The organism is Bradyrhizobium sp. CFUWI (genome assembly GCF_056429085.1).
In genome coordinates this window covers 1-23,460 of record NZ_JBWJZE010000029.1, presented here as the reverse complement: position 1 = coordinate 23,460, position 23,460 = coordinate 1, and the positions used below count along the sequence as shown (strand labels likewise).

19 protein-coding genes are annotated in these 23,460 nt (G+C 60.6%); 9 read left to right on the top strand and 10 right to left on the bottom strand.

The annotated features are described in order from the left end of the window. Positions 1-1,752: 1,752 nt before the first annotated feature. Positions 1,753-2,925 (top strand): acyltransferase family protein, encoded by a 1,173-nt coding sequence (locus AC066S_RS34840; RefSeq protein WP_478271755.1) that lies wholly within the window; start codon positions 1,753-1,755, stop codon positions 2,923-2,925. Here AC066S_RS34840 and AC066S_RS34835 read toward each other — a convergent pair. Continuing rightward, on the bottom strand, positions 2,907-5,360 hold the full coding sequence (locus tag AC066S_RS34835; protein ID WP_478271754.1) for a M10 family metallopeptidase C-terminal domain-containing protein: 2,454 nt from the start codon (positions 5,358-5,360) through the stop codon (positions 2,907-2,909). The genes AC066S_RS34840 and AC066S_RS34835 overlap by 19 nt on opposite strands. A 289-nt stretch (positions 5,361-5,649) precedes the next feature. On the opposite strand from AC066S_RS34835, the gene AC066S_RS34830 reads away from it, so the two are divergent. The 4 genes from AC066S_RS34830 to AC066S_RS34815 all read left to right on the top strand — a co-directional run bounded on the left by AC066S_RS34830 (position 5,650) and on the right by AC066S_RS34815 (position 8,848). After that, positions 5,650-5,862, top strand: coding sequence for a hypothetical protein (locus tag AC066S_RS34830; protein ID WP_478271753.1), 213 nt, complete (start codon positions 5,650-5,652; stop codon positions 5,860-5,862). Between the two features lie 119 nt (positions 5,863-5,981). Next, positions 5,982-7,175 (top strand): CaiB/BaiF CoA transferase family protein, encoded by a 1,194-nt coding sequence (locus AC066S_RS34825; protein ID WP_478271752.1) that lies wholly within the window; start codon positions 5,982-5,984, stop codon positions 7,173-7,175. A gap of 126 nt (positions 7,176-7,301) precedes the next feature. Further along, the gene (locus tag AC066S_RS34820; RefSeq protein ID WP_478271751.1) at positions 7,302-7,790 is read left to right on the top strand and encodes a hypothetical protein; all 489 of its coding nucleotides are present in this window, start codon (positions 7,302-7,304) and stop codon (positions 7,788-7,790) included. Between the two features lie 479 nt (positions 7,791-8,269). Further along, positions 8,270-8,848, top strand: a complete 579-nt coding sequence (locus AC066S_RS34815; RefSeq protein ID WP_478271750.1) for a hypothetical protein — start codon at positions 8,270-8,272, stop codon at positions 8,846-8,848. Between the two features lie 791 nt (positions 8,849-9,639). Here AC066S_RS34815 and AC066S_RS34810 read toward each other — a convergent pair. The 7 genes from AC066S_RS34810 to AC066S_RS34780 all read right to left on the bottom strand — a co-directional run bounded on the left by AC066S_RS34810 (position 9,640) and on the right by AC066S_RS34780 (position 15,996). Continuing rightward, positions 9,640-9,963, bottom strand: coding sequence for an outer membrane protein (locus AC066S_RS34810; RefSeq protein ID WP_478271749.1), 324 nt, complete (start codon positions 9,961-9,963; stop codon positions 9,640-9,642). Positions 9,964-10,087: 124 nt separating this feature from the next. Continuing rightward, positions 10,088-10,450: an outer membrane protein gene (locus AC066S_RS34805; RefSeq protein ID WP_478271748.1), complete on the bottom strand. Its 363-nt coding sequence runs from the start codon at positions 10,448-10,450 to the stop codon at positions 10,088-10,090. A 174-nt stretch (positions 10,451-10,624) separates the two neighbouring features. Continuing rightward, positions 10,625-12,127 (bottom strand): tripartite tricarboxylate transporter permease, encoded by a 1,503-nt coding sequence (locus AC066S_RS34800; protein ID WP_478271747.1) that lies wholly within the window; start codon positions 12,125-12,127, stop codon positions 10,625-10,627. Positions 12,128-12,138: 11 nt separating this feature from the next. Then, positions 12,139-12,681 carry a tripartite tricarboxylate transporter TctB family protein gene (locus AC066S_RS34795; protein ID WP_478271746.1) on the bottom strand — a complete coding sequence of 181 codons (543 nt, stop codon included), beginning with the start codon at positions 12,679-12,681 and terminating at the stop codon, positions 12,139-12,141. A gap of 164 nt (positions 12,682-12,845) precedes the next feature. Next, positions 12,846-13,826 carry a Bug family tripartite tricarboxylate transporter substrate binding protein gene (locus tag AC066S_RS34790; RefSeq protein WP_478271745.1) on the bottom strand — a complete coding sequence of 327 codons (981 nt, stop codon included), beginning with the start codon at positions 13,824-13,826 and terminating at the stop codon, positions 12,846-12,848. 145 nt (positions 13,827-13,971) lie between these two features. Continuing rightward, positions 13,972-14,769: an enoyl-CoA hydratase/isomerase family protein gene (locus AC066S_RS34785; RefSeq protein WP_478271744.1), complete on the bottom strand. Its 798-nt coding sequence runs from the start codon at positions 14,767-14,769 to the stop codon at positions 13,972-13,974. A gap of 27 nt (positions 14,770-14,796) precedes the next feature. Then, the gene (locus AC066S_RS34780) at positions 14,797-15,996 is read right to left on the bottom strand and encodes a pyridoxal-phosphate-dependent aminotransferase family protein (protein WP_478271743.1); all 1,200 of its coding nucleotides are present in this window, start codon (positions 15,994-15,996) and stop codon (positions 14,797-14,799) included. 206 nt (positions 15,997-16,202) lie between these two features. On the opposite strand from AC066S_RS34780, the gene AC066S_RS34775 reads away from it, so the two are divergent. The 3 genes from AC066S_RS34775 to AC066S_RS34765 all read left to right on the top strand — a co-directional run bounded on the left by AC066S_RS34775 (position 16,203) and on the right by AC066S_RS34765 (position 20,852). Further along, on the top strand, positions 16,203-19,205 hold the full coding sequence (locus AC066S_RS34775; RefSeq protein ID WP_478271742.1) for an FAD-binding and (Fe-S)-binding domain-containing protein: 3,003 nt from the start codon (positions 16,203-16,205) through the stop codon (positions 19,203-19,205). After that, positions 19,198-19,626 (top strand): GlcG/HbpS family heme-binding protein, encoded by a 429-nt coding sequence (locus tag AC066S_RS34770; RefSeq protein ID WP_478271741.1) that lies wholly within the window; start codon positions 19,198-19,200, stop codon positions 19,624-19,626. Before AC066S_RS34775 ends, AC066S_RS34770 begins: the two co-directional genes overlap by 8 nt. Positions 19,627-20,099: 473 nt before the next feature. Next, entirely contained in the window at positions 20,100-20,852 is a 753-nt protein-coding gene (locus tag AC066S_RS34765; RefSeq protein WP_478271740.1) for a hypothetical protein, read from the top strand. Between the two features lie 88 nt (positions 20,853-20,940). Here AC066S_RS34765 and AC066S_RS34760 read toward each other — a convergent pair whose 3' ends face one another. Then, the gene (locus AC066S_RS34760) at positions 20,941-21,273 is read right to left on the bottom strand and encodes a DUF6804 family protein (protein ID WP_478271739.1); all 333 of its coding nucleotides are present in this window, start codon (positions 21,271-21,273) and stop codon (positions 20,941-20,943) included. After that, positions 21,257-21,460, bottom strand: coding sequence for a hypothetical protein (locus AC066S_RS34755; protein ID WP_478271738.1), 204 nt, complete (start codon positions 21,458-21,460; stop codon positions 21,257-21,259). Before AC066S_RS34755 ends, AC066S_RS34760 begins: the two co-directional genes overlap by 17 nt. Positions 21,461-22,568: 1,108 nt before the next feature. Here AC066S_RS34755 and AC066S_RS34750 point away from each other — a divergent pair. Beyond that, positions 22,569-22,856, top strand: coding sequence for a hypothetical protein (locus AC066S_RS34750; RefSeq protein WP_478271737.1), 288 nt, complete (start codon positions 22,569-22,571; stop codon positions 22,854-22,856). Positions 22,857-23,460: the final 604 nt, after the last annotated feature.

The following is a 23,460-nucleotide window of genomic DNA, read 5'->3' as shown; positions in this document are numbered from 1 at the left end:
CAGATACGTTGCTACGAACGGTGGCGCGGGCAGCTCCCTTGACGCTCTCGTCGCCCAGCAAATCCGCATGATGGTTTGCTATGCTCCACAGCCTTTGTAGGCCAAACCTGATCATGGCCGCTCTTACCTCAGCCTTTTAGAAGACATGGTTTCGCCACAACAAAAGGCGGATGAGAGATAGCTTTTTCTCTAACAGCATCCACCTGTGCAAAGCAAGTGAGGTGTCTGTTTTTCCACCCATCGAACTATATCCACTCGCTTGAAATTGCTATAACTTTCTTGATCTAGACAGCGGACAGGACAATGGTGTCAGCGTGATGAAACCTCGCCCCCCCACCCGACGACTCATAGTCGTCGGAGGGCTCATAGGCGGGGCCGTTGGGCTCGCCTCCTATCGCCCCACGCCCGACTCGTCTTGGACAGAAGTAAGAGCGGCTGCTCCCTGGCCCCCCAGGGACAACGCAGCACTCGTGGTTCACGAAAACCGAATTTGGCTAATTGGAGGCACTCCGGCCAAGATACCCCAGGGTCTCGGGGATTGCTGGAGCTCATCAGACGGTTTGACCTGGATTAAGGAGCTGGATCAAGCTCCATGGAGACCGACCGTTCAATCGATGGTCATTGCATTCGCAGGACGACTTTGGCGAATGGCCGGCTTCTCTCAAGAAGGCGACACCTTTACGCCAGTCGCTGAAATTTGGTCATCTCAGGACGGCCGAAGCTGGACCCGAGTTGGTGAGGCAGAATGGTCCCCACGCGGAGGCGGCGCACTCGTATCTTTTTCCGGAAGGCTTTGGCTGCTCGGCGGCGCTCGCCATCCGAGAAACGAAGGCACAGATTCAAACTTCAACGACGTCTGGGTCACTGACAATGGGACAACCTGGACGCAGGCCCTTCAGCATGCACCTTGGCAACCCCGTGCGTTCCACAACGGCGTTGTTCACGAAGGACAGATTTGGATGTTGGGGGGAGGAAATTGGGGCAAGCGAGCCGTCGCTTACCAAGACGTGTGGAGTAGCCGCGATGGTCATTCCTGGACTAGAAGAACAGCGATGGCGGAATGGCCTGGCCGAATCTGGTCAGCCAGCACATCGTTTCGCGGCGCTCTATGGACTATGGGAGGGCTGATTCCATCGACCCGGTCGGGATCAAATGAGATTTGGTACTCGAAGGACGGAGCAACATGGTACCCCTACCTTGCAAACAAAGCGTGGACACCCCGAATGGCGCATTCAGCCCTTGTATTCTCTGATAAACTTTGGGTTGTGGCCGGTTCTAATTATGACTTCCTCAATGATGTGTGGACACTAGCACTACCAACCGATTGGACGGGTGAAAGCACTTTCAGTCGGACGTGGCGCTTCCTCCTGGCGCAGCGCAACCGGATAGGCGGCTCTTGATGGTGGCGGAAGCTCTCTGACGACTACAATCGACCGCCCAGTGGACATCATCGCAGAGATCCAATTCAATTCTTCCCAAGACACAGATACCTTTGTTGGCTTAGGAGACCTGGAGTGCCCTACGGTCCTGCGAATGGGTGGAAAACTGCAATGGCCTCAATGAGTCGGGAGGTGTCGAATGGAAAGAACCTCATCGCCAGTCGTTCATCGAAGAGTACAGGCGCCAGGTCGACCCCACGTGGCCCAACGTCGAGGCCTTTCTGCAACCGAGCCCCCTCCATTGCGCCGTTGGATGTATCACCCGATCGAAATGGAGCTAATAGCCACCTAAACTTTTTTTGGGGGAAGGATCATGAGGAACGCAATTCTTTCCTCCGAACAGCACATCGTCGAGCTAACTGGCATCAGAGGCGTCGCAGTGCTGATGGTCCTTCTATGGCATTTCATTGGAGCTATCATCTCACCCAGCCTAGGCATCGCATCCACGTGGCTCTCTAGCATCCTGGTCTTCGGTCGCACGGGGGTAGATCTGTTCTTTGTGCTCTCCGGCTTTTTAATTATCGGAATTCTTGTCGATAAACGAGAGAAACGGAACTACTTCGCGACGTTTTACCTGCGTCGGGCAGCGAGGATATTGCCCCCCTATCTCTTACTGCTCGTGGTCTTTTGGGGGTTTACGTTGTTTCTTCCCCCAAATACCTATTTCAATACAGACATAGGTCCCTTCACTTACCTTCTATTCCTACAAAATTGGTATATGTCGTTTCACAATGAATGGGGGCCGAGCGCCTCTAGCGTCACTTGGTCAGTTGCCATCGAAGAGCAATTTTACCTGGTCTTCCCTGTTGTCGTCTATCTAACACCAGTGTCCCGTCTGAGGATCATTCTTTATGCGACCGGCGCGATCTCAGCTGCTGCGCGTGCATATTTTCATCTCAAGTATCCCGAGTATCTCTTTGCTCCTTATGTGAACACATTGCTACGACTTGATGAGCTTTGTCTGGGAGGATTGATCGCCTTGGCATTTAGGCGAGAACAAAGTCTCGCGTGGCTGAACAGGCGCAGGCCCCTGATCACATTTGTTCTGGCTCTCTGGGTGGGGACGATCCCCTTGTTCCTCGTCCTTTACTCAAAGCAACCCGCAGATACGATGTATTATTGGGGGCACTTGTATCTTGGTCTGTTGTATGGGACTGCAATTTTACTCATCGTCTTGAACAGGGATCACCGGAGGCTTCGAGTGCTTCACTGCGCACCACTCCAGTTTTTTGGGACGATCTCTTATTCTGTATATCTGTTCCATCCGATGGTGATTGGGCTGTTCTTCCTCGCAAGGGGGCGAGGAGAACGTCTGCAGACTCTAGAGGATCTACTTTTGCTCATTTGCGCATTGGTGAGCACCACAGTATTCTGCTGGATATCCTACAATATGCTCGAAAAGCCTATTCTGAAGTGGGCGCGTCAACATGGCTACGGCTCCCATCATAAAAAGGGCGGTCAGTTAGACTACATGGAAATCAAGTAGTCGTGGTGACCAGCTAGATTAAGCGCGTTCTCGTGGAATTCGTCGACGCTGTCGGTGGCGAACGACCAAAAAGAGAGATGGTGCTCATCAACTGGCGAATTTGACTGCAGGGGAGCGTGCGCGGAGGCCCCTATCGTACCATCGCCATTCAGGTCCTGATGAAAGTTGGTCTCAAAAAGCTCCAAGCTGGGATCAGTGGAGGCCAATACCCCCGCATTCGAGGTATAGTTACCGCTATTATCCGTATACCAGATAGTATATTGCGAGCCGCTCTTCCACGCCACCTCATAGCCGTTCGAAATCGCTTCTACCCCGATGGGAGACCACCCACCAAACTGACCTTGGGTAACAGGACTTCCTCCGTAACCGAATTCTGGCCCCGTTGCTCCCGTTACAGGGTTGAAGAAATAATTGCTGCTTACCTGGACGAGACTGGTCGAACCGAACGACTCGATTGTCGTCACCGACGAGCCGGAAGGAAGTCCGATTGTGCCATCTCCATTCAAGTCTTGATGAAAACTTGTCTCCAAAGACTCTAGGGTCGTGCTATTGACCGCAAACACTCCGGCGTTTGAGGTGTAATTGCCGCTATTGTCAGTATACCAGACGGTGTACTGCGAGCCGCTCTTCCACGCCACCTCATAACCGTTCGAAATCGCCTCCACCGCGATCGGAGACCACCCACCAAACTGTCCTTGGGTAACAGGACTTCCACTGTAACCGAATTGTACGCCTGTCCCTCCCGCTACCGGGTTGAAGAAATAATTGTCGCCTATCTGCACGAGGCTGGTCGAGCCTAGTGACTCAATTATCGTTCCCGCCACGGCGGGAATCCCGATACTGCCATCTCCATTCAGATCTTGATGAAAGCTTGTCTCGAAAGATTCCAAACTGCTACTGTACGCCGCAAGCAACCCCGCGTTTGAGGTGTAGTTGCCACTGCTATCTGTATACCACACCGTGAACTGTGATCCACTTTTCCAAGCCACCTGATAGCCGCCTGAAATCGCTTCCACCCCGATCGGAGACCAAGTGCCAAACTGCCCTTGCGCGACGTGAGATCCTCCGTAGCTGAATTCTAGCCTCGTTCCTCCCCCAATCGGCTCGAAGAAATAATCGCTGCCGACCTGAACGAGACTGGTCGAACCGAACGACTCGACCGTGATTCCGCCCAACATTGAGCTCGCAACCGAACCGTCGGCGAATTGGAAATACTCGATCGCCATCACCGTATCGATACCGTCAGGAGAGCCTGAGCGCAGGTCGACCAGTGTGAGGGTCTGCGTCGCAGCGTTGTACGAAAATGTGTAGTTGGACCGGCTGCCCGAGTACACCGCGGTGTCGGTGCCGGCGCCGCCGGTGATCGTGTCGTTGCCGGCCCCCCCCGTGATCGTGTCGTTGCCGCCGCCGCCGTTCAACGTATTGGCGATGGCGTTGCCGATGATGGTGTCGTTGCCGGATCCGCCGATGGCGTTGTCGATGTAGGAGCGCGTGTCCCCGTTGTAGAGATAGGCGTTGTAGACGTTGCCCGATGCATAATGGCCGTTGCCGAGATAGGCCAGTTGCACGGAGGAGAACACCGACGAAGCGCCGGGATTGAGGTTGATGCTCAGGTTGGTCGTGTAGTTCGACAGGTCGTAGGTATCGACGCCGCCGCCGTCCCAGACGGTCTCGTAGATGCGGTTGGCCGAGCCGCCGACGCCGCCGCCCGGCGCGAGCTGACCGACGCCGTTGATGAACTGCTGTCCGGTGGTCGAATTCCAAGTGTAGACGGTGTTGCTGCCCTGCGTCGTGTAGTCCGCGCCGTACATCGTCTGGAGCGCGAGGATATCGTTGGCCATGTAGGTCTGCGAATATCCATAGGCTTCGTTGGTGTAGCCGCCCGTGGTCGAAGCGCCGACATAGCTGCGATAGCTCATGACGGTGTATTCGCTGCTGTCATGCGCGCTCGGCACCGCGACGTTGCCGGGGCCGCCAGCCTCCTGGCTGTGCTTGAGGCCGAGGGCATGGCCGAGCTCGTGCAGCGCGGTCGTGAAGTAATAATTGCCGAGCTTGGCCAGCGAGAAATTGTATTGGGTACCGAACCAGATGTCGCCGCCGGGCGCATAATTGACAGGATAGTAGGCGTAAGCAGTCGGATTGGCCGCCGGCGACTGCGCGATCATGATGTCGGCGCCGTTCGTGCCCGCGTACTGGATGTTGGCGTTGGTGTAACCGAGGATCAGCCCGATCGCGTAGTTGATCGCCGCCTGGATCTGGGTGGGCGCCGAGGCAAAGCCCGACGTGGTCGGCTCGCCGTCGCCGTAATAGGGATTGGGATAGTCGCTCGATACGTCGGGAAAGCTATAGGTGATCGTGCCGGTCCATTTGTAACCGGACAGCAGGCCGTCGATCTCGGCCTTGTTGGTGGCACTGACATTGACGGCGGTGGCCAATTGACTCTCCAGAGCAACGCATTGGGCGTGATTCGCGGCGAAGGCGTATGATTCTAGCCTGAGAGTTAAACGTTTGGTTTAAATGGGGCAGTGGCGTGCCTGCCGCTTCGATAAGAGTATGTTAGCCATCATAACCCGTAGTCATACGGGCGCGAACAAGAGTCTGGGTTCCCGGAACACCCGCAATTTGCAGGGTCTCATGACACGACCTCGATTCCCAGCTCGCCTGCTTGGCGCCCTGCTCGCGCTCGCCGGACTGAGCCATCAACTCTTCGGAGGACTGCCTGTCATGGTGGAGAAGGCCAAGGCCGACGACAAGGGCAAGGCGGTGCGCGCGCCCGTGATGCCGATGGCCCGCGACCCCGCTGTTGCGGTGGCAGAGGAATACGAAGCCGCGCGCCGGAAGGGAACGCGGGAAGCCCTTGAACTCTTCATCGCACGCCACCCCGACGATCCCCTGGCCGCGCAGGCGCGCGTCGAGCTGAAGCGTCTGTCGCGCTGACCTTACAGGCACCGCATCAGGCATGGCATTTCGGCAGGCGGGATCGGCGTCGGGCCGGACTTGTCGCGTGACCTTTCGGCACTATGGTAGGCCAGCAATCTGTCCCGGAGCCTTTCAAGATGCCCTTTCCGCATGCCTCGGAAGCCCTGTCGCGCTTCACCGTGCTCGATCTGACCCGCGTCCGTTCCGGGCCGACGTGCGTGCGGCAACTGGCGGACTGGGGCGCGAATGTCGTCAAGATCGACGCGTTGACCGAGGACAGCGGCGGCGAGCAGCCCGGCGGACCCCGGCGAGGTTCCGACTTCCAGAATCTGCACCGCAACAAGCGGGCCATGACGCTGAACCTGAAGGACGAGCGCGGGCTCGCCGTGTTCAAGCGCCTCGCCGCCAAGGCCGATGTCGTGGTCGAGAATTTCCGGCCCGACGTGAAGAAGAAGCTGGGCATCGACTATGACAGCCTCGCCAAGATCAATCCGCGCATCGTCTATGGCAGCATCTCCGGCTTCGGCCAGGACGGCCCCTATCACAAGCGACCCGGCTTCGATCAGATCGCGCAAGGCATGGGCGGGCTGATGTCTATCACCGGGGCGCCGGGCCAAGGCCCGATGCGGGTCGGCATTCCCGTCGCCGACCTGACGGCCGGCCTGTTTTGCGCCATGGGCATCCTCACCGCGCTGCTCGAGCGCGAGGTGTCCGGCAAGGGTCAGTGGGTGCAGACCTCGCTGCTGCAGGCCCAGATCTTCATGCTCGACTTCCAGGCCGCGCGCTGGCTGATGGAGAAGGAGGTCGCCAAGCAGGCTGGCAACAACCATCCGACCAGCATCCCGACCGGCGTGTTCAAGACCTCGGACGGGTACATTAACATCGCCACGACCGGTGGGCGGATCTGGGAGCGCTGCGCGCAGGCGATCGGCGCACCGGAGCTCTATGCCCATCCCGACTATGCGACGGCCCCTGCCCGTTCCAGGAACCGCGACGCGCTCAACGCCGAGATCGAGAAGCGCACCGTGACGAAGTCGACCGAGACCTGGGTCCGCGAGCTCAACGAGGCCGGCGTGCCCTGCGGGCCGATCTATGCCATCAACCAGATGTTCGAGGACGCCCAGGTCAAGCATCTCGGCATCGCCCAGGACGTGCCGAACGAGCAGGGCCGCCAGATCCGCCTGGTCGGTCAGCCCGTGACGCTGTCGCGGACGCCGAGCAAGATGGTGGCGCGGCCGCCGGAATTCGGCGAGCAGACCGACGAAGTGCTAAAGGAGTTTGGCCTCAGCGCCGACGAGATCACAGCGTTGCGAGATGCCAAGGTGGTGTGAGGGAGGGAAGACCTGACCATCTCTCGCGTTGGCGTTTCTATTTCAAGGCGTTTGCTTCTATAAGAGCAAAGTGAATGCGTTATTCGTTACCATACCAATCATCCCCTGAAGTGGATGTCTCATCATATGATTTTGAGTACGCATGCTATCGTCGGCGGCGCTATCGCAAGCCTGTTTCCTTTGAATCCGGCAGCAGCGGCAATCGCGGGGTTTGCAAGCCATTTTGCGATTGATGCAATTCCGCACTGGGACTATCCACTTCGCTCGATAAGTCTTGGCAAAGGTGCTGACAATCGCCGCTTGTCCTTGAGCAGCGCAACGCTGAGGGATTTTGCAATCATCGGGATTGATGCCTGCGCCGGATTTGGCCTTGCGCTTTGGTTGTTTGCGACGGAAAGATCGATTTGGGCGATTGCAATCGGCGCATTCGCCGCGATGTTACCAGATGCGCTCCAATTCGTTCACACCCTTTACCCGCGTGGCCCCCTTCACGCTCTCCAGCGCTTTCATTGGTGGATACACTCTAAGCGCGCATTGAGGGGAATATCTGGCGTGGATTCGCAGTTCGCAGGAAGCTTAAGGGCCATGACTGATGCCGCGCCTGCTCTACATTAATGAGAAGTTTGGCCACGACGCGACAATCTTACTGGAGAGCGGAGACGCCTGTTGGATCTCCGTGGGCAAGAAGGGTGTCCTAGTGCGTGCTCACAAGCACAGCTTTTGGGGCGGATTGCTGGGAAGCCTCCTTGGTCCAAAGCTCTTTCAAGAACGGGATGCTTATCAGGCGCTCAGCGTTGCTCAAGCTATCTTAGCAACGTTTCGACCGGTTCCTCAAATTCGGTGTAGCGATGTGATGCTCAAAGCCTTCTGCACGGCAGTCTGGCACTGCTCCTCCCCCGCACGCGTCAAGACCGTCTTAAATGATCCGGCTTTACTCACCGCGTGACATTGGCGCGGACCATCGCTTAACATGGTCCGTCTTTTCTGTATGCCGTAGTTGCAACTTTCTGATCCGATCATATTCCTGAAGTATGAGTACGCGTAGAAGAGCAAGTCTAGACCACGACAACGAGGGGCGGAGAACACGGTGGAAGGTGGTCTGGGGAGTTCCCGCCCGTGCCGCTGGCGGCACCGCAAGGGCGGCCGCGCTCTCGGGCGACGAGCGACGGGAAATTGCTCGGAAGGCCGCCAAGGCCCGTTGGGCGAGTCATTTACCGCAGGCGACGCATCAAGGTCTCCTTCGATTTGGAGACATCGAGATCGAAGTCGCCGTCCTCGATGATGGGCAGCGTGTGATTACTCACGGTGGCTTCATGGTGGGGCTGGGTCGTATCCGGCCACCCAAAGGGCGTCAGTATTATCGAAACGGCGCCGATCTCCCGGCTTTCTTGACTGTCGCGAATTTGAAGCCTTTTGTCGGTGAAGATCTCCTTGTGGTAGCCCGCCAGATCGAGTTCCGCACCAAGCAAGGCATTAGGGCGTTTGGCTACACGCCGAACTTCCTCCGAAAGGTCTGCGAGGTCTTTGCGCGCGCCCAAGATGCCGGGCTCTTAAAGGCCACTCAGCGCACAATTGCGAACCGCGCCGGAATTGTCGCCAAGCAGCTCGAACGTACGGATATGACGCGCCTCATTGATGAGGCCGCGGGTTATCACGAAATTCGCGAAATCTAAGTGTAGCATCCCGGGAGTGTTGTCGGCGCGAAGGAAGATTGGCTGTTAAGCCCTTGCCCGGGTTGCGCTCTCCCAGCAAGCTCCTTGCCCTCACAGATTGGCGCCCGCTTATTAACAGCGCCTAACTGACGCGCCCAAGACCAGGACCCCATTCAGAGATGAGGAACAATTGCAGAGTGATTCACAGCTTGAGTGCGCTGCCGAACTCCCGGCCGCCTCGGTCTCCAGGGTTTGGGGGCTTGTACTGCGCTCAATCAGGCCTTCGTACAGGCGGCCGGCTAGGTGGCGATTCGTTCAGATCCCGGGCCCAGGGAGCAGCAGTTGTAACGCGTGCTTTTGGAGAGGTTTCGTCGGAACTCACACACGACGTAAGAAAACTTGCTGTAACGGCAGCAGCCCCCAATAACGTGCTCATAGCGCGACCGATCGGCGGACGGTTCAAATGAAATGGAACTTCCCTCATGCAGACACCCTGGCTGAGTCAGCTCACACTAGCATAACGATGCATAAGCGGCGACTCTGCGGGTTCCCTGGATCTATTTGGCAGCGTCAAGCCGGATCACACCTGTGTCCGGTGGGTACAATTGCTCGACTTTCCTTCGCGCCCTAAACGCAGGATAGCTCGCGGCCGCCGGAATTCGGCGAGCAGACCGACGAGGTCTTGAAGGAATTCGGCCTCAGTGCGGACGAGATTGCCAGGCTCAGGGACGCGAAGGTGGTGTGACCGTCACCTCCAACGACAAAGCCCGGCGCGAGCCGGGCTTTGCTTCTCGTTGACGCCGCTGTTGTTCTCAGTACTTCGCGACCACCGGGCCACCGAACTGATAGTTAATGCCGGCGCGCAGGATATGATCGCGGAAACGGACGTCGACGTCGCTCCCTGTTCCGCTGAAGGAGGTCTTGGTGCCGAGATCGACGTAGAGATACTCCAGCTTCGCCGACCAGTTGGGAGCGAACTTCTTTTCCAAGCCTGCGCCGACGGTCCAGCCCACCCGGGTCTGGCGTTCCGACACTGTCGGACCGGTGGCGGAGATGGGAGCGCCGATCGGCGTATTGCCGTCGAACAACTGAACGGTGAGCGTCGGCGTGCTGGCGAACTTGACCTCACCGACCACCAGGCCGCCAGTGGCATAGAGCAGCAGGCTCGTCGATCAGGAAGCCACCGCGCGCACGAAACGTCGCGAACCAGGGGAAATCGATGCTGCTGGCGGTGGACGCCGTGACACCGAGTCTGCCAATTCAGATCGTTCCTAGCTCGTTGCTTGAACGGCCCCGTTCGCCGGTGCCCTGAATGTCGGCCTCGACGCCGACGACCCACTTCCGGTCCACCTGCCAATTGTAGCCGACCTGGGCCCCGCCGAGGCCGCCATCGACGTTCTGCTTGACGGTGGCCGTACCTGCAAAGGGCGCGCCGATCAACGCGGTTTCGTTCGCCCGACCCCAGCTATAACCGCCGTTCAACCCCGCGTAGAATCCGGTCCAATTATAACCGCGATCGACCATCGGCGGCGCTTTCACATACGGCTTGGCCGCCAGATCGGCGGCCAATGCGCTGCTCGCGACCAGCGATGCAGCCACAATTCCTATCACAACCTGCTTCATGGTATTGCCCCCGTGAAAAACAATAAGTCTAGGGGCAGCAAAAGCGCAAAGCCCCGCCGAGGCTGTCGCGCAAGAGCAACATTTGGAAACAACTATTGTGCGCCAGCAATAGGACTGCGGCGACACAATAACGCAAAGATATTGATTGAAATGAGCTTTTCTTGCGCCGCCCGTTTATCTCGCCGCCTTCCAGCCGACACGGCCGATCAAGCCCTCGATCAGGGGCCAGAACAGCAGCACGATCGCCAGGGTCGTGATCGAGCCGACCAGCCCGTTCGACCAGAACACCTTCAGCGTCCCGCCGGAGCCGATCATCGAGAGGCGGAAGGCATCCTCGGCGCGGTTGCCAAGCACGAGCGCGAGGGTAAACGGGGCCAAGGGAATGCCGATCTTCTTGAAGACGTAGCCGACGACACCGAAGCCGAGCATCAGCCAGATGTCGAACATCGCGTTCTGGATCGCGTAGGCGCCGATCGCGCAGGACACCACGATCATCGGCGCCACCGCCGCAAAAGGCACGCGCAGGATCGAGGCGAAGATCGGCACCGTCGTCAACACCAGCGCGAGGCCGACGACATTGCCGAGATACATCGAAGCGATTAGGCCCCAGACGAAGTCCTTGTGCTCAACAAACAGCAGCGGCCCCGGATTGAGCCCCCACACCATCAGCCCGCCGAGCAGGATCGCCGCCGTGCCCGAGCCGGGAATGCCGAGCGCCAGCATCGGCAGCAGCGCCGAGGTGCCGGAGGCATGCGCCGCCGTCTCGGGCGCGAACACGCCCTCGATGCGGCCCTTGCCGAAGCTCTCCGGGTCCTCGGCGAAACGCTTGGCAAGGTTGTAGCCCATGAAGGAGGCCGCGATCGCGCCGCCAGGGGTGATGCCAAGCCAGCAGCCGATGAAGGACGAGCGCAGCAACGTCATCCAGTATTTCGGCAGGTCCTTCCAGACGCCGAGCACGACGCGCAGCGAAATGCTCGCCGCATGTCCGCGCAGCGCCAGCCGCTCCTCCATCGTCAGCAGGATCTCGCTGATGCCGAACAGGCCGATGACGGCGACCAGGAAGTTGATGCCGCGAAGCAATTCCGGCGAGCCGAAGGTCATGCGCAGATTGCCCGACACGGTATCCATTCCGATGCCGGCCAGCAGCAGCCCGAGCGACATCGAGATGACCGTCTTGTGCTTGGCCTCGCGTCCCAGTCCGACGAAGGAGCAGAAGGTGAGCAGATATACCGCGAAGAACTCGGGCGGGCCGAATTTCAGCGCGAAGGACGAGATCATCGGCGCAAGGAAGGTGATCAGCAGCACCGCGACCAGCGAGCCGATGAAGGAGGAGGTGAACGCCGCGGTCAGCGCCTCCGCCGCCCTGCCCTGCTGCGCCATTGGATAGCCGTCGAAGGTGGTCGCGACGGACCAGGCTTCGCCGGGAATGTTGAACAGGATCGAGGTGATCGCACCGCCGAACAGCGCGCCCCAATAGATGCAGGACAGCATCACGATCGCGGAGGTCGGATCCATCGTGAAGGTAAGCGGCAACAGGATTGCGACGCCGTTGGGACCGCCGAGCCCCGGCAGCACGCCGACGAAGATCCCGAGCACCAGCCCGACCATCATCAGGACGAGCGTCTTCCACGTCAGCAGGACGGCAAAACCGTGAAGCAGGAGTCCGAAAGCTTCCATTGCAGGCCCGCCTAGCGGCCGAAGGCCGCTTCGAGCGGCCCTTTCGGCATGATGACGTCGAAGGCGACGTCGAAGGTGACGAACATGATCGCCGTGAACAGGAAGGCCGTGAGCAGTGACTTCCACAGCGCGATCTTGCCGACGAAGCGCATGAAGCCCGCGATCAGGAGGAAGCTCGCGACATAGAGGCCGAGGAACTGCATCACCAGGCAGAACAGCAGCGTCGGCACGAACACCGCCAGCACGCGGCGCGCCTGCGCGTGCGTGACGAAGGTCTCGGCCGCCTTGCGGTGCGCGACCAGCGCCGCAATCAGGCCATAGAGGCTGCCGCCGCCGAGGATGACCGAGAGATAGAATGGGAAATAGCCGGGCTCGGGCCCGGTCGAATCCCAGGACGCGCCGGTACGCCAATTGTCGTAGCCGAGCGTGACGGCCAGCGCGAGCAGCAGGAGGCAGACGACGATCTCGATCGTGCCGGAGGACACGACGGAGGGCGAGTCGTCTTCAGGCGCGGTCGGATCGTCGACGACGATTTCGATATCGGTTTGGGACATGAGGCTCTGATGCAAGTCGAGGAATTGTTCACCTCTCCCCGTTCTTGCGGGGAGAGGTCGGCGCGAAGCGCCGGGCGAGGGGCTCCCCCACGGGCTCAACTCGCGGAAGGAGCCCCTCATCCAACCCTCTCCCCGTTAAGAACGGGGCGAGGGGAAAGACTCGGCTACTTCGCGACGAAACCGGCTTCGGTCATCAGCGACTTGTTGAGCGCGTCGTCCTCCTCGAGGAACTGCACCATGTCCTTGCCGGTGAGGAAGATCGGCTTCAGCGCCTGCTTCTCCATGTACTCCTTGTATTCCGTGGTCTGCGTCACCTTGTGGAAGAGATCGACATAGAACGCCTGCTGCTCGGTCGCCACCTTGCCGGGCAGGAACATCGCGCGCAGCATCAGATATTGCACGTCGACGCCTTCCTCCTTGCAGGTCGGAATGTCGGCCCAGGACTGGGTCTCCGTCACCTTGCTGGTGTAGGAGATGCGCTCCTTGTCGAACACGCAGAGCGGACGCACCTGGCCCGCGCGCCAGACTTCGAGATTTTCGGATGGGTTGTTGACGTTGGCTTCGGTGTGGTTGCCGACAAGCTGGGTCGCGGCCTCGCCGCCGGACTTGTAGGGCAGATAGGAGAACTTCGCGCCGGTCTTCTGCTCGAGGAAGACGGTGAGCACGTGGTCCTCGCGCTTGGAGCCGGTGCCGCCCATCTTGAACGGTGCACTCGCGGCTTTCGCGGCCGCGACGAATTCCTTCACGGTCTTGGGGCCTGCGCTGTTGTCCCACAGCACGAACTGGTCGAGCGCGACCACCGAAACCGGGGTCAGCTCACGCCAGTTGAAGGGGATCTTCGCCGAAAGCGGCAGCATGTAGATCAACGAATAGGCGATCAGCACCTTGTTCGGATCGCCCTCGCTGGATTTCATGTACATCAGCGCTTCCGCACCCGAGGCGCCGCCCTTGAGCGAGACGACGATCGGCTGCTTCATCAGATTGTTCTTCTGGATCGCCGCCTGCATCATCCGCGCCATCTGGTCGGAGGCACCGCCCGCGCCTGCCGCCACCACGATCTCGACCGGCTTGACCGGCTCCCAGCCGGCAACAGCCGGCGTGCTCAACAACAGCGCCATGACGGCGCCGACGGCTTTCACTGGCATTCGCACGAGTTTCGTCCCCTGAGTTTTTAGTTGTAGCGCGGAAACTTTAATCCCTGCATTGTGCGGACTAATACCGACGAGTTCAAGCAAACCGGCCAGTCGAACCATATGACTTTCGGCTGACGAAGCCGAAAGCGCATGAGCCTTACCTGCCCTTCCAGACGGGCGCGCGCTTGTTGAGGAAGGCGTCCATGCCCTCGCGGAAATCTTCGCTCATATAGGCCTTCAGGATCAAGTCCTCGCCCTCTTCGCGCGACAGCGTACGGCGGATGCGACGCACGGCTTCCTTGGTCGCCTCCAGCGTGAGCGGCGCGTGGCTGGCAACGAGCTTTGCGGTCTCGTCGGCGCGACGCTGCAGCGTCTCGACGTCAGGCACGACCTCGTTGAGCAGGCCCAGCGCCAGCGCTTCTTGCGCCTCGACGAGGCGCGCCTTGAAGATCAAATCCTTGGTGCGGGCGGGTCCGACCAGCGCGACGACGCGACTGATATTGGACATCGACAGGCAGTTGCCGAGGGTGCGCGCAATCGGAAAGCCCATTCGCGTCGTCTCGGTGCCGATCCGGAGATCGCAGCAGGCGGCAATGCCTGCGCCGCCGCCTGTGCAGGCGCCGGCGATGGCCGCGATCACGGGCACGCGGCACTGCTCGAGCGTACCGAGCACGCGGTCGATGCGGGCCTCGTAGTCGAGCGCGTCCTGCGCAGTCTTGAATGCACGGAATTGGGAAATATCGGTGCCGGAGGCGAATGCCTTGTCGCCGGTGCCGGTCAGGATCAACGCCTTGATCGAGCGGTCGGCGTTGATCTCCAGGCAGATCTCCGCCATGCGGTCATACATGGCGAAGGTCATGGCGTTGCGCGCCTGGGGGCGATTGAAGGTGATCCGCGCGATGCCGTCCTGGACGGAGTAGAGCAGGTCTTCGTTGGCGGTCGCAGGTAGATTCATCGCGCGCTCACTTCATTGTTGGTGTTCTCAGGCCACCTGAGCCTTGGTCATCGGGACCACGTCGCGCCCCTTCAGGACGTCCATGGCCGCCAACACACCGCCGCTCCGGTGCGGAATTTTTGCGAGATCGAGGCCCATCTCGACGCCGGCGAGCGTGCCCATCAGCATCAGATCGTTGAAATGGCCGATATGACCGATGCGGAACACCTTGCCCTTGACCTTGTTCAGGCCGGTGCCGAGCGACATGTCGAAATTTTCCAGCACCACCTTGCGGAAGGCGTCGGCATCAAAGCCCTCAGGCACGCGCACGCCGGTCAGCGCCGGCGAGTGTGCGGCCGGGTCGGAGCACTGCGTCTCCAGGCCCCAGACCTTGACCGCGGCACGCGTGGCCGCGCTGTGGCGCTTGTGGCGGGTCCAGACGTTCTCCAGCCCCTCCTCTTCCAGCATCTTGACCGCCTCGCGCAGCCCGTAAAGCAAATTGGTGGCGGGCGTATAGGGGAAGGTGCCGAGCTTGTTGAAACTGATGACTTCCTGCCAATCCCAATAGGAGCGCATGCCGGGATTGGCCTTGGCGACCGCGAGCGCTTTTTCCGAGACGGCGTTGAAGCCGAGGCCGGGCGGCAGCATCAGGCCCTTCTGAGAGCCGGCAACCGAGACATCGATGCCCCAGGCATCGTGCTCATATTCCATCGATCCGAGGCCGGAAATGGTGTCGACCATCAAGAGGGCCGGATGCTTGACCCGATCGAGCAGCTTGCGCACCTCCAGCGGCGGCGTCACGCATCCGGTTGAGGTCTCGTTATGGACGACGCAGACGGCCTTGATCGCATGCTGCTTGTCCGCGGAGAGGCGCTTCTCGATCTCGGCGAGGTCGGCACCATGGCGCCAGTCGCTTGGGATAAAGTCGACGTCGAGCTTGAACTTGTCGGCGATACCGCGCCACAGCACGGCGAACTGGCCGGTCTCGCACATCAGCACCTTGTCGCCCGGCGCGAAGACATTGACCATCGCCGCTTCCCAGGCGCCGGTGCCGGAGGACGGGAAGATGATCACCGGCTGCTTGGTGCGGAACACCCGCTGCATCGCGGCAAGGACGGCAAAACCGAGCTCGGCGAACTCCGGACCGCGGTGGTCCAGCGTCGGCATGTCCATCGCCCGCAGCACGCGGTCGGGCACGTTGGTCGGTCCTGGAATCTGTAGGAAATGCCTTCCAGTATGCACGGTCATCGGCGTCCTTCCCGGTCTTTTGAAGCTGTCTTGGCTCGAGCGTCCGTGGGCCCGTATTGAGGGCTCCCGCGAGCCGCTCGCATATCACTATTCGTCGGGCTTGTCCCTCGCGCGGCGAGGTCCGTCAATGCACAAGAAGCAGGGCTCGCTTGCCAAGGGCCGTGACGGGAGGCAAGACGGTCCCGGCGAACAGACGAAAGCGGACCATGGCGGCGGAAGTGGCTGGAACATCATCGGAATCGGTCCCAACGGACCGTCTAGCGGCGCGTCTGGCCCGGGAAATGACCGGCGACGTCCTGTTCGACGGCTTCAGCCGCGGCCGCTACGCCGCCGACGCCTCATTCTACCAGATCATGCCGGTGGGCGTGGTGGTGCCCCGGACCATGAACCAAGCGCTGCGGGCGCTGGCGATCGCCCGCGACGAAGGGGTCAAGGTCACTCCACGCGGCGGCGGGACCTCGCAGTGCGGCCAGACCGTCAATGACGGCCTAGTGGTCGATCTTTCCAAGCACCTGAACCGGATCCTGTCGCTCGATATCGAGGGCCGGACCTGCGTGGTCGAGCCCGGCATCGTGCTCGACGACCTCAACCGCCAGCTCCAAAAGCACGGGCTGTGGTTTCCGGTCGACGTCTCCACGGCCTCGCGCGCCACCATCGGCGGCATGGCCGGCAATAATTCCTGCGGCGGCCGCAGCCTCCGCTACGGCACCATGCGCGACAACACGCTGTCGATGGAGGCGTCCCTCTCCGACGGCACGCTGAGCCGTTTTGGCGAGGTCTCACGCGATCTTTCCGATGTCGAGGCGCCCGACGCCACCCGCGCGCTGTTCCGCGACATGCTGGATCTCGGGGCGCGCGAGGCCGAGGAGATCGCTGCACGCTTCCCCAAGGTGCAACGCCGCGTCGGCGGCTATAATCTGGATGCGCTGGTGCCGCGCAATGCGCCGAACAACATGGCGCATCTTCTGGTCGGCTCCGAAGGCACCCTCGCCTTCACCACCAAGGTCGAGCTGAAGCTGTGGCCGGTGATCCGCAATAAAGCCCTCGGCGTCTGCCACTTCGGCAGCTTCTACGAGGCGATGGACGCGGCCCAGCATCTCGTCAAGCTGAAGCCGATCGCGGTCGAGCTGGTCGACCGCACCATGATCGCGCTCGGCCGCGACATTGCGATGTTCAGGCCGATCATCTCCGCGGCCATCAAGGGCGATCCGGATGCCGTGCTGGTGGTCGAATTCGCCGAAGAGGACCAGGCAGACAACCTCCTTCGTCTGAAACAGCTCGGCGAGCTGATGGGCGATCTCGGCTTCGGCTGGAGCAACGACACGCGCAAATGGGGCGGCGTGGTCGAGATCACCGAGCCCGCGCTACAGAGTGGCATCGCCGATTTCCGCGCCGCCGGCCTCAATGTCATGATGTCGATGAAGCAGGAAGGCAAGCCGGTCTCCTTCGTCGAGGATTGCGCGGTGCCGCTGCCGCACCTTGCCGATTATACAGCGCGGCTGAACGAGGTATTCGCCAGGCACGGCACCAGCGGCACGATGTACGCGCACGCCTCCGAGGGCTGCCTGCACGTGCGTCCCGTGCTGAATTTGAAGCTGGAGAAGGATGTCAAGGCGATGCGCGCGATCGCCGAAGAGGCGTTTGCGCTGGTGCGCGAATACAAGGGCTCGCATTCCGGCGAGCACGGCGACGGCCTGGTGCGCTCGGAATTCCACGAGACCATGTTCGGCGCGCGCCTCGTTGCCGACTTCAGGGAGGTGAAGCACCGCTTCGACCCCGACGGCGTCCTCAACCCCGGCAAGATCGTCGATGCGCCCAGGATGGACGACCGCTCGCTGTTTCGCTTCAAGCCCGATTATCGTGTTGGCGAGTTGAGGACAAAACTCGACTGGTCTGCTTATCCCGGCGCCGGCGGCGGTTTCCAGGGCGCGGTCGAGATGTGCAACAACAACGGCGCCTGCCGCAAGCTCGAGGGCGGCGTGATGTGCCCATCCTATCGCGCCACGCGCAACGAGAAGGACGTCACCCGTGGACGCGCCAACACGCTGCGGCTCGCGATCTCCGGCCAGCTTGGCCCCGATGCGCTATCGTGCGACGAAATGATGGAGACGCTCAAACTCTGCGTCTCCTGCAAGGCCTGCCGCCACGAATGCCCGACCGGTGTCGACATGGCCAAGATGAAAATTGAAGTGCTGGCAGCACGAGCAGCGAGCCACGGCCTGACGCTGCGCGACCGCCTGGTCGGCTATCTGCCGCGCTATGCCGGCCTCGCCTCACGCTTCGCGCCGCTGGCGAATTTGCGCAATCGCAGCCCATGGCTGCGACGACTATTCGAGCGCTTTGCCGGCATCAGCGCGCGCCGGGCGCTGCCCGCCTTCCGCAGCGACGTGTTCGCGCCGCCGGCCGAAAGCGTCGGCCCGGAAGCCGGCCGCGAGGTCGTGCTGTTCGCCGACACCTTCAATCGCATCTATGAGCGCGAGAACCTCGAGGCCGCGCTGCGCGTGCTCGTGACTGGCAGCTATCGCGTGCATCTGCCGAAGCCGGCAAGCGGCAGCCGCCCGCTGTGCTGCGGCCGCACCTTCCTGTCCGCAGGGCTCGTCGATCAAGCGAGGGCCGAGCTCGACCGGCTCGTGAGCGCCTTCGCGCCCTTCGCAGCGCGCGGCGTGCCGATCGTCGGGCTGGAGCCGAGCTGCCTGCTGACGTTGCGTGATGAGCTCACCTCACTGCGCAAGGACAAGGATGCCAAGGCGGTCGGCGCCCATGCGCTGACCTTCGAGGAATTTCTGGTGCGCGAGGCCGAATCCGGCCGGCTGCAACTGCCGCTCGGCAGCGTCGCCAACAAGGCCCTGGTGCACGGCCATTGCCACCAGAAATCCTTTGGCGCCTTCAAGCCGGTCGAGCAGGTACTCCGGCTCGTGCCGGGCCTCAAGGTCGAAACCATCGAGTCCAGCTGCTGCGGCATGGCCGGTGCCTTCGGTTATGGCGCCGACACCTATGATGCCTCTATCGAGATGGCCGAGCTGTCGCTGCTGCCCGCCGTGCGGAGCGCCGACCAGACCACGTTGGTCGTCGCCGACGGCACTTCCTGCCGCCACCAGATTCACGACGGCGCGGGGCGCGAGGCGCTTCACGTCGCACGCGTGCTGGCGCTGAGCCTCGATGCGCCCGATTCCACTTCAACCGCTGCAAAGGAACCCAGCCATGGCTGACCTCACGCTCGACACCGCTCGCAAGATCCTCGACGCCGCCTTCGCAAAATCCACCGAGCTCAAGCTGAAGCCGCTGGTCGTGACCATCCTCGACGCCCGCGGCGTGCTCAAGCTCGCCGCCGCACAAGACGGCACCAGCCTGATGCGCGCCGAGATCGCCCACGGCAAGGCCTATGGCGCACTCGCGATGGGCATGGGTTCGCGGGCGCTGTTCCAACGCGCGCAGGAGCAGGCCTATTTCATCGACGCGGTGAACACCATTGCCAAGGGCGCGCTTGTGCCGGTCCCCGGCGGCGTCTTGATCATGGATGGTGCGACGCTGCTCGGCGCGGTCGGCGTCTCCGGCGACACTTCGGACAATGACGAGGCCTGCGCGGTGGCCGGAATCCAGGCCGCGGGGCTGAAGGCGAACGCGGGCTAAGCGGGGTCGACCCGACGACGTCGCCATCGAAGGGAGGCCCCCGATCAAGAATTGAATAGCAATACAAAGTGGCGGTGGCCCGTCGATTCGGTACGCCGCGGCCTCACGAGTTAATCAGCGCTGCCGGTGGTTTCCGAGCGCCTCCGGGTATTTGGAGCTTGCTCAAGTGATCGGCTCAAGACATCCGAAGGGGATTTGAGAGTTGCCAGGGGCAATGCTGATTGTCAGCGTCGTCCGAGGGGGATTTCGGCCCATGCGGGCGCTTTGGCTTCCGCCGACCGCCGTGCGAAACGTGGCTTGGAGATGCGACCGGCGGCTGGAGATGTGAAGTGCGCGGATGGTTGTCCATTCCGAGCACTTCGGTGACCATAGTTGAGCTCACACCAGTTTTTCGATCGCAAAGACCCACAACTCCCACAATTTGACAGACACCTTTCAGCCGTGGCCGGCTTCCTCAACAACGAGGTGCCGCCATGGCAGATGCGCCGCTGTACGAAGAGCACGAGGTGTTTAAGCGCCTGAAGCTGAGGCCGTCTGAGCTCGAGGCCCTTCTCAACGTCGGCATCATTGCGCCCGTTGCCCGCCGGTGGAGCGAGCCGATATACTGCGCGGCAACGATTGATGCTCTCGCGACCAGCTATCACCCCACGCGGATGGGTTGCGCGATCTGGTGGGACTTCGAATTGCGGCGACTAAGCTTCCTCCCGGCGCATGCCGAGTGGTCGCCGCCAGACGGTCCCTTCTACCCTTTCGACGACGCGGAACAGCACGCGTGGGCTCGCCGCGTCTACAAGCTCAAGAAGGCCTGCGCACCGGGCCCTTACCCCTATCCCGACCGCCTGGCGCGCTACCGATCGCGCATGGAGCACAAGGCCACCAAAGCCTTCGAGCGAAAGCACGGGATCAAACGGCCGAGGAAGAGCAGAGAAATCGATGTTCGGATACGTGGCACGCACGTCAAGCTCGGCCGGGCGAAGCTTCGCGATTTAGTCGGGAGCAAGACGATAATCCGCGCGGCCCACGATCTCGGAATTAGCGAGACTACGTCACCTTTGCAAGCAATACACGACCCCATTGCCAACCCGCGGGCACTTCAACCGCAAGGATCCAAAGAAGCGATCGCCGAAGCCGGCGCTGCTGCAGCTCCTGCGGAGCAACCCGATCGACTGACACGACTGATGCTTCGGCGCGGGCGGAAGGGGTGTCCTCCTTTATCCGCCCAATGAATCGAAATCATTCAGCTATTATGCTGCTGGCCGTTCTACCTACAACCCCACAGCCAGCGTTAGCGGGTTGGAAAGAGCCGTAGAAGAGCTAGCTAGCTGCTTTTCGGCTGCTGAGGACGGTCAGGCCGAGATGTGCCGCTATGAGGGCGGCAGATCCAATGTCGAGCCAGAACCAGGTCTGTCTATCGAGATAGATTGGAGCGAGCGGATTGAAGAGGATCGCCAGGAAGGCGAAAGCGACACCCCATCGGCTGGCGCCGTCACTGAACGCGAAGAACGCGACAACTGCGCAGAACCCACAAATCGCCACTCTCAGGAAGGTGTAGTAGCCATAGGGCAGCCTCGCCGTAGCTATTAACAGCAACGCCGCAGCCACACCCAGAGGATCTTCGGCATCTTCGAGATTACCGGCGCCCTTCAACCACGGACCCCAAGCCGCCCAGAGCCATCGTGATCAACCAAAGCACGACGCCGGGAGCGGCAAGAGCAAGTGCCTGCCACCATTCCCAATCCCATCCGCTTTGCGCGCCGTAATAGACGGCCAAGCCTGCGAGCAACGACCCCACCACCGGGAGCGCATAAGACACCACGAAGAGCAGGAAACTCACGAACCCACCTACTCACAAATACAGATGCACTCCCTCCATCCCCGCGGATATCTGCGCGATTGCGATATCGCAAGCCACGCCAGAAAGAAAACGAATTGCATGAGTTTATCTCCCAATACAACCTTGAGTATGACTAACGGTATACGGCCTGCCAAGGCGAAATCACATCCGCTCCCCATCTCCCCTATCGGCAGTGGCTCGCGTACGTTCCACGCCTCTAAGAATCGATAATTTGACACTCATCGTCTCAATGGGGGCTGAGAGCAAGCCCCGCCCCGGGGAACGAATTTGAACCTTCCGGCCTATCTACCCGTCCAATCAACAAAGGAGATTGGCCATGAGTGCGGTACTGATGGGCGGCTTGATCGTCGTGGGAATCGTCGCTTTAGACGTGGCGGTTGGATACGCCCTAGTTCGATGGCATATTGATCTCTGACAATTGGCCAACTTGAACCGGCGGACGTGCCATCCACGCCCACGACAGGCAGCTTGCGCAAGTTCCGAGCGCTGGCCGGACGATGTTCGTCTATCGGATATCGAGCCGCGCTTCGTATGTGCTGGATGTGGCCACCGGGGCGCTGACGTCAGGCCGGATTTGGACAGCGGCAAACCACCGCAATTCGCGGCTTCGATACCAAAATAGGTCGCCGACTGCCCGGCCCCTGCGTCCTCTGCATCGGGCGATCGGTCCAGAGATGTAACACTTTGGCTACAGCATTTGCCGACGAGGATTGGTAAGCCATCCGTGGTCAACGGAGGCCACCATGTCGACCCATGTCGCTCAAAGGTCCAAACGGGACGAAGACCAATCTAAGGTGGATCCTCGCGGGACTTCGCCGTCCGGCTTGAACTCCGCTGAGGCGGCTCAGTCTGGGGATGCTTCTGTTGATCGTTACTTGCCGGGTAGATGGAGCTGGGGCCCGGTGAAGCCTTCATTCGATTGGTAGAGAGCTGCTCCAGCCATCTATTCCCATGCGCCCCGGTCCAGCAAAAATGCGGCCGAAGCGCAACACTAACATCGCCTCTTGCCAGTTCCTCCCGGTTCCTATTGCGCTCGCCTTGCGGTTGCGCGAAAGTCAGGCACGCCTATCGCCTAGGGGGTGAAGCCTTGACTGAAAAGCATTGGTTTCGACTCACTGTCCTTCTGACGATCCCATCACTAGCGATGAACGCGGCTACGCTGGTCATAGCCGGAGGCCTGCTCATTAATCTCAAGAAACCAGACGATCTGGATCCGCGTCGCTTTGATACCCAGATTTCCGACCTCATGATTTCGACAGCGAGGAAAATGCGGCAGGAACAGGCAGATTCAAATGCGGAGTTGAGACGTACGATAAGTGAATATCTCGATCGACTTCCAAAGAGAATCGAGGCCGAGGCACGGCCCATCCGTTAACCGAGCGCGCGCAAACAGGCCCGCCAGCGTGAACCGGCGGGGGGGCGCTCCTGGCCATGCTACGTGGATTGTTGGCTCAGAAGTTCGATTTGAATGCCCTCAAGGCTAGCGAGGCCCACTCCGGTAAGCACTACCGACGGCGACTCGGAATTGCTCGACTACTCCCCTACGCCATGGTTGTATAGGGCCGTAGTAAAAGCCTTGGGCGTAAAATGCGAAACAGCCGCTTGCTGACATTTCTATCATTGGCGTTCATAATTTCTCCAACCGCCGCCTTAGCGGGTTGCCCGCCCGAATGAGTGCAAAAGGCCACCACATTCAGCCCTCCCAAGCGGAATGCAAAAAAATGGCATGAAGGGCAAGAATGTGATGCTAATTTCCGTTGGCAACGACCTAGTTGGCTCATGTTTCGTCGCAAAATCTTCGGACGGTCCACCAAAACGAACTTGCAGCTGGCAACCTCAGCCGAGATCAGACTGAGCTGGCCCCGGTTGTCTGAACAGAATATCCGCGTCGATAAGTGGAGCCTCTGCCGGGGTTAGGCTGCCGTGCGGAGCGGCAGCGGGGTGAAGTAGGCTTGATCCGGTGTGCTGCCGTCAAGGCT

Excerpts from the sequence above, each read along its gene's own strand:
- AC066S_RS34840 (WP_478271755.1), top strand. The coding sequence starts at position 1,753 with ATGAGGAACGCAATTCTTTCCTCCGAACAGCACATCGTCGAGCTAACT.
- AC066S_RS34830 (WP_478271753.1), top strand. The coding sequence starts at position 5,650 with ATGGTGGAGAAGGCCAAGGCCGACGACAAGGGCAAGGCGGTGCGCGCG.
- AC066S_RS34825 (WP_478271752.1), top strand. The coding sequence starts at position 5,982 with ATGCCCTTTCCGCATGCCTCGGAAGCCCTGTCGCGCTTCACCGTGCTC.
- AC066S_RS34820 (WP_478271751.1), top strand. The coding sequence starts at position 7,302 with ATGATTTTGAGTACGCATGCTATCGTCGGCGGCGCTATCGCAAGCCTG.
- AC066S_RS34805 (WP_478271748.1), bottom strand. The coding sequence starts at position 10,450 with ATGAAGCAGGTTGTGATAGGAATTGTGGCTGCATCGCTGGTCGCGAGC.
- AC066S_RS34800 (WP_478271747.1), bottom strand. The coding sequence starts at position 12,127 with ATGGAAGCTTTCGGACTCCTGCTTCACGGTTTTGCCGTCCTGCTGACG.
- AC066S_RS34795 (WP_478271746.1), bottom strand. The coding sequence starts at position 12,681 with ATGTCCCAAACCGATATCGAAATCGTCGTCGACGATCCGACCGCGCCT.
- AC066S_RS34790 (WP_478271745.1), bottom strand. The coding sequence starts at position 13,826 with ATGCCAGTGAAAGCCGTCGGCGCCGTCATGGCGCTGTTGTTGAGCACG.
- AC066S_RS34785 (WP_478271744.1), bottom strand. The coding sequence starts at position 14,769 with ATGAATCTACCTGCGACCGCCAACGAAGACCTGCTCTACTCCGTCCAG.
- AC066S_RS34780 (WP_478271743.1), bottom strand. The coding sequence starts at position 15,996 with ATGACCGTGCATACTGGAAGGCATTTCCTACAGATTCCAGGACCGACC.
- AC066S_RS34775 (WP_478271742.1), top strand. The coding sequence starts at position 16,203 with ATGGCGGCGGAAGTGGCTGGAACATCATCGGAATCGGTCCCAACGGAC.
- AC066S_RS34770 (WP_478271741.1), top strand. The coding sequence starts at position 19,198 with ATGGCTGACCTCACGCTCGACACCGCTCGCAAGATCCTCGACGCCGCC.
- AC066S_RS34765 (WP_478271740.1), top strand. The coding sequence starts at position 20,100 with ATGGCAGATGCGCCGCTGTACGAAGAGCACGAGGTGTTTAAGCGCCTG.